Here is an 11,739-nt window from a genome sequence, read left to right on the forward strand (position 1 = left end):
GTTAATTTTTAAAGAGCATTTCTGCGAGAAACCTGAAGTTTCTCAGCAGCGCTGCGTTTTCAGCAGCAGAGAAGCGAGATTATTAACCGTTTTTTAAAACTCGTCAACAACTTTTTTAACGACTTCGTTGCGACGACTGCGGTTTAAATCCGTGTGCGCTGGGGCTCTACAACTTGCCATCAACCGCACCCGCTTCCCTTCTTTCCCCCGCGCTGCGTTTCCGTTAGCGCGAAAGAGGCGTGATTCTAAGCACCTGTCTCGGACTCCGCAACCCCTTTTGTGAAATTATTTTGACATGCGGCGCCAGGGACCCGTTAAGCCACGCCATTGATCATATATAAGCGACACGGCAGGCCAGACCTCGGTATCCCGTGAACAAGCCCCGCCGCGTCGAACGCAACCCTCCGTCGCTCACCGCCCCACCATCGCCCTCACCACCCCGTCCCGACGGATCAACCCGTGATACAGCGCAGCCGCAAAGTGCGCGAGGAACGTAGCGAAGAACAGGTAAGCCAGCACCCGGTGCGCGACCCGGAGCCAGGCAAACGTCACCGGATCAGCCGAAACCAGCGCCGGCAACTGCACGCCGCCTCCCAAGGTCACCGGATATCCGCCGGCCGACAGCATCGCCCACCCGATCAGCGGCATCGCCAGCATCAGTGCATACAGCACCAAATGCGACCCATGCGCGGCAACCTTCTGCCACCCAGGCAGATCCTCGGGCAACGCCGGCGGCTTCGACACGAACCGCACCACGATCCGCACACACACCAGCACCAGCACGGCAACTCCCAGCGGCTTGTGCAAGGCCACCAGAACATCGTGCCGCCCGGAAACCGACGCCACCATCCCCACGCCGATGAACAGCATCGCGACGATCATCGCGGCCATCACCCAATGCAGCAGCCTCGCCGGCAAGCCAAACGTCGTAGTCGCCTTCATCACCGTCCCTCCGCACTCAATCGCGCCGCGCCGGCCACGCCGGCCTCTTCACTCGTCCTGCGCAGATACGAATCCGCATAAGCCGCCGACCGCGCCGCCAGCAACGGATCCCCCGACACCTGAATCCCCTGCGGCAGCACCGTCGGGTCGTAATTCACGTCCCGGCACGGCCCGCTGTCCTGCGGCTCCACGCGATCGAGTACGAGCGTCCCCGCGTCGATCGTCGTCCGCTGCGCCGGCCAGGTCTTCGTCGCGTCATCCACCGGGTCGCCGGGCTCCGCGAGCGTGACCAGCAGCTTCCACTTCTGCGCACCGTCCGCGATGCGCCGCGTCAGGTCCTGCTGCAACACGTTCGGATCCGCGGCCGTCGCGACGTCCCCGGCGCCGGCCGTCTGCTCCGGCACGACCCGCCACCTCACCGCCTGGCGCTTGCCGGCCGCATCGACGAAGTAGAACGCGTTCAGCCCGTAATAGCTTTCGGTGACGTAGCTCGCGCTCGGCTTCGCACCCTTCACCCATGCGCGGAACGCGGCCGTCTCCGGATGCGCACCGAAAAACGCCTTCACCTTCGCCGGATCGGGCTTGCCCGTCGCCGGATCCGGCCGGGTCGCCAGCAACTGCGCGTAGAAGGCCTTCGGCGTCGCCACCGGAAACACCGGCATCGCGTTCATCCCGGTCCGCCATTGCTGGCCGTCCGGCGCGGTGAGCTTCAGCGCGAGGCTGCGGATCGGCACGCTGCTGTCGGGCGCATACGGATTCCCGCCCGGCAGCGCGAACCGCCCGACCACCGGCGTGCGCACCGCCTTGAAGAACGGCGCGACCGAATACGCGCTCGCGGCGCCGTTGCCTTCGAAGTAACCGGTCACGCACACGCCCTTCGCGTGATTGCGCCGGAAGCCCGGATGCTCGCCGCCGGCCGTCTGCAGCGCGTCGACGAGCCGGTGCGGGGTCAGACGCGCCGGCGCGAGCCAGCCGCCGACATACCCGAACGCCACGGCCACGCCGGCCACCGCACCGCCGATCACGGCCCAGCGCCACCACCCGCGCCCAGGCTCGCGCGGCGGCGAAGAAGAGGAAGATTGCTTCATGGATGCACTCCCGATCATCAGATCATTGTCGAACAGGCATAGGACGCCGCACGCGCCGCTTTATTCCATGAAGAATTTTTTCGTATGCTGACGGAATAAGCGGCGCCGACCGGCGTCCTACGCTGCATCTCCACGCTTATCGGCTCGCGCCCCGGCCATGCCCCCAAACGCCCCCGACGACGACGCATTGCGCGAACTCATCCCCAGGCTGCGGCGCTTCGCGCTCTGGCTGGCGCGCGACGTCCATGCGGCCGACGATCTCGTCCAGTCGACGCTCGAGCGCGCGCTGTCGCGCTGGGCGAGCCGTCGCGACGACGCGTCGCTGCGCAGCTGGCTCTTCACGATCCTTTACCGGCAGTTTCTCGACGGCAAACGCAGCGCGAAGCGTTACGCGTGGCTGCTCGGCCGCATTAGTAACGACGACGAGCTCCACTGGCCGTCCGCCGAACGCGAGGTGGCCGCGCGGGCGACGCTCGAAGCGTTCGGCCGCCTGTCCGACGAGCAGCGCAGCCTGCTGTTGCTGATCGCGGTCGAGGGCTTCACGTATCAGGAAGTCGCCGACCTGCTCGACGTGCCCATCGGCACCGTGATGTCGCGACTCTCCCGCGCGCGTCAGGCACTGCGCCAGCTCAGCGACGGCGAGCTTCCCGCTCCTTCTCTCCGGTTGATGAAATGAACACCCTCCGTCCCGACGAACACGATCTCCAGGCCTATGTCGACGGCCAGCTCGACGACGATGCGCGTGCCGCGGTCGAGCGATATCTCGCGCTGCATCCGGAGAGTGCGGAACAGGTGAAGCGCTGGCAGCAGGATGCGCAGCGGTTGCGGGCCGCGCTCGAGAGCGTGCGGATGCCGAGTGAGAATCCTGACCTGGATCCGGCGGCGATTCGTGCGCGGCGTGCGGAGCGCTCGCGGATGCGGTTCGCGATCGCGGCTTCGTTCGTGTTCTGCATCGGGCTGGGGACGTTCGGCGGGTGGCAGGCGCGCGGGTGGAACGCGGCGCCGCCGATCGCGCCGATGAGCGATGCGCTCGAGGCTTATCGGATGATGGTGGTCGATCAGGTCGCGAAGGTGGATTTCCGGCCGACGAGTGCGGGCGATTTGCAGGGGTGGCTCACCAGACGCGTCGGGCCTTCGGCGAAGCTGCCGGATTTGAGTGCGGCGGGGTTCAGGCCGGTTGGCGGTCGGTTGTTTACAACGGACAGTGGGGCCACGGCCGCGATGGTGCTCTATGAGGACAATGCCGGACGGACGCTCAGCTTCTATCTCCGGCCGGCGGAATCGAAACATCGGCTGTTGCCGGCTGGGCAACGCGTGGATGGCTCGTTGCTGGCGCGGTATGGGTCGGCGAACGGGATTAACTTCGCGGTGGTCGGGCCGGCGGTCAATCTCGGCGAACAAGCCGTTGTGCGGGCGCTTGATCAGCAGATTTGACTGGTACGATGCGCGGCTTCGTAGGCCCGGCATCGCTGATGCGCCGTCTGAGTACCAGATTATGCGGGCGGCCAATCATCGGTGCGCCTACTCCATTCAAGTGCACAGCGTTTGGAGTCGATTCGGCGTCGGTTATCCACATCGGGCTGACGGATTGATGTCTTGATCGAACGTCGCCGCCCTCACCTTCCTCCTTCACTGGATTTCGAGTGGCTTCCGGATTGGATCTCCACATCCTGAGCCGCCGGGGTCGATTGTGCTCACCGATGCGGCGCACAGCGTTTCGAGTAAATTTGCCGTCAGGATATCCACACCCCGACCGTTACTGCGATCGATTGTCCGCCTCTTGATCGAGTCAATGCGTCAAAACGCTCGAAGCCATGTCATAAGGGCCTCATGGCGCGACGAAATCATCCGTCTACGGAGCGCTCACCCTTTCGTCGCACAGCATTTTGATTGGTTCCGGCGCAGGATTATCAACAATCTTTTCAACATGAGCCGCGGCTCGAACAAGTGAATCCGCGCGCATCAGCTCGGCAAGTGACTGCGTCGCGCCAGTACTTCGAATCCCCACTTGTCGGTGGGGACCCCGAATCGGGACCCTCGGGCCAGCTCCGACAACCCTCGATCGTAGGCCGCGAGGATCTCGAAGATAGTCGGCAAATTGTCTGCCGGCATGGGCTCCGGATCATCGTCGGCACAGGTCTTCACCGCGTTCTCGTATTCATTCGCGAAGACTGCAAATGCATCTCGCTTGCGCTTCCAGAGCGAACAACTGGTCAGGCGTTGAAGCAGCCAGAAAATCCTGCGGCGCGTCGTGTCATCCGTCATGTCGTATTGCTGGATCGTATTCCTCATCGCCGACCTTCGTAATTGGCTGCCGATCGTGTCGTCGCGGTTACTTTGCTGTTGGTCGTCTTGGTTTGGATTTCGTCACTCGCCAGCCGGCGCGTCTTCGTCGAGTACTGGATGTCGCCCTCGTACTTGCTGTAGCCACAGACCTTCTCGATATTCTCCCAGTTCGTCTTGTGGAACTCGATCTTGACGCCGTCGAACTCCCGCTGGACGTGCAACTCGGCGTGCCCAGTGACGTTCAGGAACTGCTGCTTGATCCTGTTCCCTTCCTCGGTCACATATTCCGACAGCTTGCCGAAGTCGACGACCAATTGATCGCCGCCGCCCTCGAGATACTGTACGGGCGTCGCCGTGCCGTACTGCTCGGCAATCTTTCCGGCCCACGCATTGGCCGTCGGCATCCGCTCGCCGAAATCGTGCGGCAACTGCATGACCACGATGAACCCGTTACCGTTCCAGGTATCCAGCACCGCGGCGAGCCTGCGCCACTCCTCCGCGGTCTTCGGCGGCTCGCGTCGAGGAAGCGAATCGCATCGAACAGGATCGCCACGCTCGCCTGGCGTGCTTCGACCATGTCGATCAAGCATTCGCCCGCATGTCCACCGAAGGTGATCTTCTGCGATATGCGATAACGCACCGCACCGTTCTCCAGCTCCTGCACCGGCGAACACAAGCGCCGGACGCCCTCGCTCAATCTCCCGTCGTCGCCGACCTCGATACGCACGCGGTTGGCGTGGACCTCGCCGCTTTGCCAGTCAACCCGGATCGCCAATGTCATGTCGAACTCGTCGCATCGTGAATGCCGGCGATTCTACAGACATGACCGTTCGCACATTGACCCCGGCCTCACAGCCCGCCGATTTGGTTGTCTGCTCGCTGCTCGCAGTGCATGGCCTGCTCGGATCACAGTCGCCGGACTGTGCTTATCCAATGGTGTTAACAGAGTTCGTATACATACGTAGTGATAGTTAACAAGCACGCGGCCTCACAGTGGATAACCACCGTAACGTCCTGAATTTTCAGCGCGAATCGGAATGCATAACCACAGGCAATGCACACTCAAAGCTCTGTGCGGCACAGAACAACTTTTCGACGATTCACAGCCGCGCCGACATATCCTCAATCGTTCCACTGTGAATCCAGAGGCTTGCCGGATGGTTATCCAGAGGGGAATGTGGATAACCTCACAGCACATCGACGCGTTTTGCTGTGACATGAAGACGTGGAGCCGACGTGCTCGCCGCACCAGGCACCGGGCGATCATCAGCGCCCGCATCCCCGTTTCAAAAAATTTTCACGAAGGGGCTTGTGCTCCTCCAAAACCCTCTCTATAATTCGCGGCTTCTTAGGCTCGTAGCTCAGTTGGTTAGAGCACCACCTTGACATGGTGGGGGTCGTTGGTTCGAATCCAATCGAGCCTACCAACGAACAAAATGAAGGGGTCCGGCAGCGCGAATTGCCTACAGGCAATCCGGCTCGCCAAACATACAAACGCCACGCGGCAACCTCGCGTGGCGTTTTTCTTTTTGCGGTCGAAACTGCGCATGCATGTGCACGATGCATCGCGCGATGCCACGCGCGGCCAGCATCCGGCAATCGACAAAGCAGGGCGCAGAGCAGGGAAGGCGGGCGCATAGCGCCCATCCATCACCCTCAATGCAGATGCTTCAACTTGTCAGGATTCCGCACGACATAGATCGCGACGACCTTCCCGTCCTCGATCTCGAGCGCGGTCGTCTGCAGCTCGCCGTCGGCCTCCAGCGTGACGAACCCCGGCAGCCCGTTGATGAACCCCGCACGCACGAGCTTCGACGCATGCGTGGCGAACAGCTCGGCGAGGTACTCGTGCACCTTCATCACGCGCTCGAAGCCGAATACCGGCTTGCCCGCGGCCGGGCGCTTGCCGCCGCCGTCCGAATGCAGGCTCACGTCCTCGGCGAGCATCGCGCCGAGCGCGCGCATGTCGCCGCTGCGGGACGCCGCGAAGAATGCCTCGGCGAGCTCGATCCCGCGCTGCTTCTCGACATGAAACCGCGGCCGCGCCTCGCGCACATGCGTGCGTGCGCGCGCGGCAAGCTGCCGACATGCGGCCGGGTCGCGCTGGATCGTCGTCGCGATCTCGTCGAACTCGAGGCCGAACACGTCGTGCAGCAGGAACGCCGCGCGCTCCAGCGGCGACAGACGTTCGAGCGCGAGCATCAGCGGCAGCGTGACGTCCTCCTGTTCATCTTCCTCGACGACCGGCTCGGGCAGCCACGGGCCGATATAGGTCTCGCGCTGGTGCCGCGCGGACTTCAGCTGATCGAGGCACATGCGCATCACCATGCGGCGCAGGAACGCCTCGGGCACGCGCACCTCGCTGCGATCGACGTCCATCCAGCGGATGAATGCCTCCTGCACCATGTCTTCGGCATCCGCGACGGAACCGAGCATCCGGTACGCGACGCGAATCAGCGTGCGACGCAGCGGGTCGAAGCTCGCCGCTGCGTCGGCCCGGTCTTCGGCACTGCCCGTGGCCGGATCGACGCTCGTCATCAGGCCACCATCTTCGCGGCCGCGGCCTTCGCTTCGGCCGGATCGACCCACAGCCCGAAGCCGACAGCAAGCCGGTTCCAGCCGTTGATCACGTTGATCATCAGCGTGAGTTTCACCTGTTCCTCCTGGCTGAAGTGGTCGTTCAGCGCCGCATACGCGGCTTCGTGCGCGCCGTGGCCCTCCGACAGCCGCGTGAGCGCGTCGGTCCAGCCGAGCGCCGCGCGTTCGCGGTCGGTGTAGCAGGGCGCTTCGCGCCAAGCGGCCAGCAGGTTGATGCGCTGCTCGGTCTCGCCTTGCTCGCGCGCCTCGACGGTGTGCATGTTAAGGCAGTTCGCACACGCGTTGATCTGCGATGCGCGGATCTTGACCAGCTCGATCAGCGTCGGCTCGAGGCTCCCGGCAGCGGCGACCGACACGGTCATCCAGCTCTTCATCAGCGCAGGGGCCGCGGCAAACGGATTGAGTTTCGCAGTCATGATTCCTTCTCCTTTCGTGTGGGTTCCGGTGATATGACGAGCGAGCACCCCGCGCGCGTGACATCGACGCAAAAAATTTTTCGAAGGCCGGGAAGCATGCGGAGGGCAGAGCAGTCGAACGGCGGTATCGATGCCTGCGATACCCACGCGCGGACCAGGACCGATATCGGTTGCATGATGCCGCTCCCGCGGCGCACCCATACCATCCGACCTTTCACGACTCCGGCGTGGGTGTCATCAGGCGTCGGCATGGCGAACACGCAGGCATGCACATTGCGCTCACCTGTCGAGCCCGGTCATGACGGGCATCGACGGTTCGTCATGCCGCTGACCGGTGCATGTTCGATGCTTTCATTTATCTTTCGCATTCGTTTCACCCGAAATCCGATTCGCGACGTTCACATTTCTGGCCCATACTGTTCTGCACGGGCAGAAGAAGTGATGCCGCATCAGCGGCCCGGCGCGCGCGCCGGCTGCCCGACGACGCAGCAATGAAGGTCGCACGTCAGCCGCGCGCATTCGAGCGCAAGGCTTTCCTTTTTCCGGCAACGCAACGCAGCGAATCGCGACGTGAACGGTAAACCGATGAGCCTCCTTGCATCCCAGCTTCAGCGCCGTTACCAGGACGTGCGCGCCCATAGCATCGCGTTGACCGCGACGCTATCCGCCGAAGACCAGGCCGTGCAGTCGATGCCCGACGCGAGTCCGGTGAAATGGCATCTCGCGCATACGACCTGGTTCTTCGAAACCGTCGTGCTGATGCGCCGCGTGCCCGGCTACGCGCCGTTCGACGCGGCCTTCCAGTTCCTCTTCAATTCCTATTACGAAGCGCTCGGCCCGCGCCATCCGCGGCCGCAACGCGGGCTGCTCACGCGTCCGTCGCTCGACGAGGTGCATGCGTACCGGCAATACGTCGACGACGCGATGCTGCGCGCGCTGGCCGGCGCCGACGCGGCGCTGCTCGACGCGATCGCACCCGAGATCGAGCTTGGGCTGCATCACGAGCAGCAGCATCAGGAGCTGATCGTCACGGACATGCTGCATGCGTTCTCGTGCAACCCGCTGAAGCCCGCCTTCCGGCCGCGCGACGGCGCCGCCACGCACGCCGCGCTGGCCGCGGGCGATGCCGGCCCGTTGCGCTGGCTGCATCAGCCGGGCGGGCTCGTCGAGATCGGCCACGACGGCGACGCGTTCTCGTTCGACAACGAGCGGCCGCGCCATACGGCGCTCGTGCGACCGTGCGAGATCGCGAACCGTCTCGTCACGAATGCGGAATTCGCGGCCTTCATCGCGGACGGCGGCTACGCCCGCCCCGAATACTGGCTGTCCGACGGCTGGGCAACGGTGCAGCGGGAAGGGTGGTCGGCGCCCCCGTACTGGATTCCCGACGACGACGGCGATGCCAGAACCGTCCATGCATGGCGCGCGTTCGGCCTGCACGGCGTGGAGCCGCTCGCGCCCGATACGCCGGTATGTCATGTGAGCTTTTACGAAGCGGCCGCCTACGCGGAATGGGCCGGCGCACGCCTGCCGACGGAATTCGAATGGGAGGCCGCGTTCGGCGCGGATGGCATCACGCAAATGCTCGGGCACGTATGGCAGTGGACGCGTTCGTCCTACGAGCCGTATCCGGGCTTTCGGCCGCTCGCCGGGGTCGCTGCCGAATACAACGGCAAGTTCATGGTCGGCCAGCAGGTCCTGCGCGGCAGCAGCATCGCGACGCCGCCGGGGCACGAACGGCCGACGTATCGCAATTTCTTTCCGCCGGCCGCCCGCTGGCAATTCACGGGAGTGCGACTTGCGCGAGACGTCTGACCTGACGGCCACGAGCGGTGGCCTGCAACCCGCCCGCGATGCGCGGCCGAGCGCGTTCGAGCGCGACCTGATCGATGGACTGTCGCGCACGCCGCGCAGCATTCCGCCGAAATACTTCTACGATGCGGCCGGCTCCGTGCTGTTCGACCGCATCTGCGAACTGCCCGAGTACTACCCGACGCGTACCGAGCTCGGCATCCTGCGCGATCGCGCGGCTGAGATCGTGCGGCGCGTCGGCCCGCATGCGGACATCGTCGAATTCGGCGCGGGCTCGCTCGAGAAGATCCGCGTGCTGCTCGACGCATTCGCGAGCAATTACGCGAACGCGCCGGCGCGCTACGTGCCGGTCGACATCTCGGCCGACTACCTGCACGGCGCGGCCGCGCGGCTGCGTGCGGCCTATCCGTGGCTCGACGTCGCGCCGCTCGCGGCCGACTACACGAAGGCCGAGCAGCTCGCCGTGCTGACCGAGACACCGCGGCGGCGGATCGGCTTCTTTCCCGGCTCGACGATCGGCAACTTCTCGCCGGAAGAAGCCGACACGTTCCTGCGCGGTGCGGCGCGGCTGCTGCGGGGCGGCGGCCTGCTGGTCGGCGCCGATCTCGTAAAGGACGAGCGCACGCTGCATCACGCGTACAACGACGCGCAGGGCGTGACCGCGCAGTTCAACCTGAACCTGCTGGTGCGCGCGAACGCGGAGCTCGGCGCGGATTTCGACGTCGACGCGTTCTCGCATTGCGCGTTCTACGATCGCGGGCGGCAGCGCATCGAGATGCATCTCGTCAGCGATATCGCGCAGACGGTGCACGTGCGCGGCCACGCGTTTCGCTTCGAGGCCGGCGAGCGCATCCACACGGAGAACTCGCACAAGTTCACGATCGACGGCTTCCATGCGATCGCGCGGCGTGCGGGCTTCGAGCCCGACACGGTGTGGACCGACGCGGACAACCTGTTCAGCGTGCACTGGCTGCGCAGCGTCGACGATATCCGCGCGTAACGTCGTTGCGATCTGCTCGCGCGGCGTGCGTGCGGATCGCGTGCTGTCTGCATCGCCGGCCCGCGCTCCGGCAAAATTTCCCGACCTTACCGATTCGATGCGCCGTTGCAACGGCGTGTCGAATCGCTCGTCCCCCTTGTCCCGCAAGGCTTTACGCCCCGCCGTAAACGTCCGTTACCGGTCTCGCAGAGCGGTTTCACCTGTGTCGGCGCCCAATGCCTAGACTCCGAACCGTAGTCACATGACGCACGACACGTGCAGGGAGTCGCGAAATGAGCAAGAAACTAATTCTCGGTGCAGTTCTCGGTGTGGCAGCGCTGGCAGCTTCGGGCGTCGCATCGGCCCACGTCGACCTGTCGGTCGGCATCGGCGTGCCGGGCGTCTATGCGGCACCGGAGCCGGTCTACGTCGCGCCGCCGCAGCCCGTCTATGTCGCGCCGTCGCCGCCGGTGATGTACGCGCCGGTGGGCTATCGCGATGACGACTGGCGTGCGCGTCAGTGGCGCGAACACGAATGGCGCCGCCGTGAATGGCGCGAGCACGAGTGGCGCGACCGCGGCGGCTGGCGTGACGGCGACGGCTGGCGCGGCCGCTGGAACTGAGCCCGGCGACCGGCTCACGAGAACACGGATCACGACGACAAGAGGAGAGTGATCGCATGATGCCCATTCGACACATCAGGGTGTGCGCAACCGCCGCCATCGTTGCGCTCGCAACGATCGGCAACGCACACGCGGCGGGCTGCATGAAGGGCGCGGTGGTGGGCGGCGTCGCCGGCCACTACGCAGGACATCACGCCGTGGTCGGCGCGGTCGGCGGCTGTATCGTGGGCCACCACATGGCGAAGAAGCATGAGCAGGAGCAGGCTGCGCAGCGCAAGGCGGCCGCACAGGGCATGCAGCCGGCGCAGTAAGCGTGCTCACCGGCGGAACCGGCGCCGCGGTGCCGTTCCCGCCTTTCATCTTCCTTGTCCGGTGAAGGGCCGGCCGCGCAGTCCGCGCACGCAGCCGGCACGCCGCACATTGATCTGATGAATGCGCATTGCGCACACCGTTACGATCATTTACAACGTCGAGTCGCGCGGAAACCGCGCGTTCCTAGAATGCAATCATTCGAACGCGCTCCAGGGAGCAAACAATGAAAACGCAACGATATTTTTCCGTCCTGGCAGCCGCGCTGCTCGCACTCGGTGCCGTTTCCGCGAATGCGGCAGCCGGCGGTAATGGTGGCGGCAACGGCGGCGGTCATGGCGCAGGCGGCATGGGCGGCAACGCGGGCGGCATGTCCGGTGGCCACATGAGCGGCGAAGCGCTGAGCAACTCGAACGGCATGCACGCAGGCGACCGCGACAAGGGCCTGTCGCGCGCGGCCGATCGCTCGGATTCGATCGCCGATCGTGCCGGTGCACAACCGGGCCACGGTCACGGCCATACGCACGGCCATACCGCACATGCGTCGACGTCCACGCACCACGCACATCGCAACGCGTTCGGGCGCACGCTGTAACCGCGGCGCACGCATGCGGAAGAAGGGCGCTTCGGCGCCCTTTTTTCATGGCGGCGGCGAAACGGTAGTGTCGCGCGACAGCATCGCATCG

14 protein-coding genes, 1 tRNA gene and 1 pseudogene are annotated in these 11,739 nt (G+C 64.8%); 10 read left to right on the top strand and 6 right to left on the bottom strand.

The window, feature by feature from the left end:
• Positions 1-411: 411 nt before the first annotated feature.
• Both DIE06_RS26245 and DIE06_RS26250 read right to left on the bottom strand, forming a co-directional pair.
• A complete protein-coding gene (locus DIE06_RS26245) occupies positions 412-942 on the bottom strand; it encodes a cytochrome b (RefSeq protein WP_185733479.1) in 531 nt (176 codons plus the stop codon).
• A complete protein-coding gene (locus tag DIE06_RS26250) occupies positions 942-2,030 on the bottom strand; it encodes a catalase family peroxidase (protein ID WP_124663874.1) in 1,089 nt (362 codons plus the stop codon). Before DIE06_RS26250 ends, DIE06_RS26245 begins: the two co-directional genes overlap by 1 nt.
• Before the next feature lie 157 nt (positions 2,031-2,187).
• On the opposite strand from DIE06_RS26250, the gene DIE06_RS26255 reads away from it, so the two are divergent.
• Together DIE06_RS26255 and DIE06_RS26260 are read left to right on the top strand one after the other, a co-directional pair.
• A complete protein-coding gene (locus DIE06_RS26255; RefSeq protein ID WP_124663875.1) occupies positions 2,188-2,706 on the top strand; it encodes a sigma-70 family RNA polymerase sigma factor in 519 nt (172 codons plus the stop codon).
• Complete coding sequence (locus DIE06_RS26260; RefSeq protein WP_124663876.1) at positions 2,703-3,464, top strand: anti-sigma factor; 762 nt, start codon at positions 2,703-2,705, stop codon at positions 3,462-3,464. The genes DIE06_RS26255 and DIE06_RS26260 overlap by 4 nt, the downstream gene beginning before the upstream one ends.
• 591 nt (positions 3,465-4,055) lie before the next feature.
• Here the strand turns inward: DIE06_RS26260 and DIE06_RS26265 are convergent.
• Together DIE06_RS26265 and DIE06_RS26270 are read right to left on the bottom strand one after the other, a co-directional pair.
• Positions 4,056-4,322, bottom strand: a pseudogene (locus DIE06_RS26265) (Imm71 family immunity protein); the annotation flags it as partial.
• The gene (locus tag DIE06_RS26270) at positions 4,319-4,906 is read right to left on the bottom strand and encodes a hypothetical protein (RefSeq protein ID WP_260433772.1); all 588 of its coding nucleotides are present in this window, start codon (positions 4,904-4,906) and stop codon (positions 4,319-4,321) included. The pseudogene DIE06_RS26265 and the gene DIE06_RS26270, both read right to left, overlap by 4 nt.
• Positions 4,907-4,914: 8 nt before the next feature.
• On the opposite strand from DIE06_RS26270, the gene DIE06_RS38455 reads away from it, so the two are divergent.
• Together DIE06_RS38455 and DIE06_RS26280 are read left to right on the top strand one after the other, a co-directional pair.
• Positions 4,915-5,118, top strand: coding sequence for a hypothetical protein (locus DIE06_RS38455; protein ID WP_185733480.1), 204 nt, complete (start codon positions 4,915-4,917; stop codon positions 5,116-5,118).
• A 548-nt stretch (positions 5,119-5,666) separates the two neighbouring features.
• Positions 5,667-5,743 (top strand) — tRNA-Val (locus DIE06_RS26280).
• Between the two features lie 229 nt (positions 5,744-5,972).
• Here DIE06_RS26280 and DIE06_RS26285 read toward each other — a convergent pair.
• A complete protein-coding gene (locus tag DIE06_RS26285) occupies positions 5,973-6,854 on the bottom strand; it encodes a sigma-70 family RNA polymerase sigma factor (RefSeq protein WP_124663877.1) in 882 nt (293 codons plus the stop codon).
• Complete coding sequence (locus tag DIE06_RS26290) at positions 6,854-7,330, bottom strand: carboxymuconolactone decarboxylase family protein (RefSeq protein ID WP_124663878.1); 477 nt, start codon at positions 7,328-7,330, stop codon at positions 6,854-6,856. Before DIE06_RS26290 ends, DIE06_RS26285 begins: the two co-directional genes overlap by 1 nt.
• Positions 7,331-7,579: 249 nt before the next feature.
• On the opposite strand from DIE06_RS26290, the gene DIE06_RS38460 reads away from it, so the two are divergent.
• The 6 genes from DIE06_RS38460 (at position 7,580) to DIE06_RS26320 (ending at position 11,648) form a co-directional block, all read left to right on the top strand.
• Entirely contained in the window at positions 7,580-7,825 is a 246-nt protein-coding gene (locus tag DIE06_RS38460; RefSeq protein WP_185733481.1) for a hypothetical protein, read from the top strand.
• Between the two features lie 90 nt (positions 7,826-7,915).
• Entirely contained in the window at positions 7,916-9,145 is a 1,230-nt protein-coding gene (gene egtB / locus DIE06_RS26300) for an ergothioneine biosynthesis protein EgtB (RefSeq protein ID WP_124663879.1), read from the top strand.
• Complete coding sequence (egtD, locus tag DIE06_RS26305) at positions 9,129-10,142, top strand: L-histidine N(alpha)-methyltransferase (RefSeq protein WP_124663880.1); 1,014 nt, start codon at positions 9,129-9,131, stop codon at positions 10,140-10,142. The genes egtB and egtD overlap by 17 nt, the downstream gene beginning before the upstream one ends.
• Before the next feature lie 272 nt (positions 10,143-10,414).
• Entirely contained in the window at positions 10,415-10,744 is a 330-nt protein-coding gene (locus tag DIE06_RS26310; RefSeq protein WP_124663881.1) for a hypothetical protein, read from the top strand.
• A gap of 56 nt (positions 10,745-10,800) precedes the next feature.
• Positions 10,801-11,055 (top strand): hypothetical protein, encoded by a 255-nt coding sequence (locus DIE06_RS26315; protein WP_124663882.1) that lies wholly within the window; start codon positions 10,801-10,803, stop codon positions 11,053-11,055.
• A gap of 224 nt (positions 11,056-11,279) precedes the next feature.
• A complete protein-coding gene (locus DIE06_RS26320) occupies positions 11,280-11,648 on the top strand; it encodes a hypothetical protein (RefSeq protein ID WP_124663883.1) in 369 nt (122 codons plus the stop codon).
• Positions 11,649-11,739 lie beyond the last annotated feature (91 nt).

The organism is Burkholderia sp. Bp8998, from assembly GCF_003854235.1.
GTDB lineage: Bacteria > Pseudomonadota > Gammaproteobacteria > Burkholderiales > Burkholderiaceae > Burkholderia.

Excerpts from the sequence above, each read along its gene's own strand:
- DIE06_RS26245 (WP_185733479.1), bottom strand. The coding sequence starts at position 942 with ATGAAGGCGACTACGACGTTTGGCTTGCCGGCGAGGCTGCTGCATTGG.
- DIE06_RS26250 (WP_124663874.1), bottom strand. The coding sequence starts at position 2,030 with ATGAAGCAATCTTCCTCTTCTTCGCCGCCGCGCGAGCCTGGGCGCGGG.
- DIE06_RS26255 (WP_124663875.1), top strand. The coding sequence starts at position 2,188 with ATGCCCCCAAACGCCCCCGACGACGACGCATTGCGCGAACTCATCCCC.
- DIE06_RS26260 (WP_124663876.1), top strand. The coding sequence starts at position 2,703 with ATGAACACCCTCCGTCCCGACGAACACGATCTCCAGGCCTATGTCGAC.
- DIE06_RS26270 (WP_260433772.1), bottom strand. The coding sequence starts at position 4,906 with ATGCTTGATCGACATGGTCGAAGCACGCCAGGCGAGCGTGGCGATCCT.
- DIE06_RS38455 (WP_185733480.1), top strand. The coding sequence starts at position 4,915 with ATGTCCACCGAAGGTGATCTTCTGCGATATGCGATAACGCACCGCACC.
- DIE06_RS26285 (WP_124663877.1), bottom strand. The coding sequence starts at position 6,854 with ATGACGAGCGTCGATCCGGCCACGGGCAGTGCCGAAGACCGGGCCGAC.
- DIE06_RS26290 (WP_124663878.1), bottom strand. The coding sequence starts at position 7,330 with ATGACTGCGAAACTCAATCCGTTTGCCGCGGCCCCTGCGCTGATGAAG.
- DIE06_RS38460 (WP_185733481.1), top strand. The coding sequence starts at position 7,580 with ATGGCGAACACGCAGGCATGCACATTGCGCTCACCTGTCGAGCCCGGT.
- egtB (WP_124663879.1), top strand. The coding sequence starts at position 7,916 with ATGAGCCTCCTTGCATCCCAGCTTCAGCGCCGTTACCAGGACGTGCGC.
- DIE06_RS26310 (WP_124663881.1), top strand. The coding sequence starts at position 10,415 with ATGAGCAAGAAACTAATTCTCGGTGCAGTTCTCGGTGTGGCAGCGCTG.
- DIE06_RS26315 (WP_124663882.1), top strand. The coding sequence starts at position 10,801 with ATGATGCCCATTCGACACATCAGGGTGTGCGCAACCGCCGCCATCGTT.
- DIE06_RS26320 (WP_124663883.1), top strand. The coding sequence starts at position 11,280 with ATGAAAACGCAACGATATTTTTCCGTCCTGGCAGCCGCGCTGCTCGCA.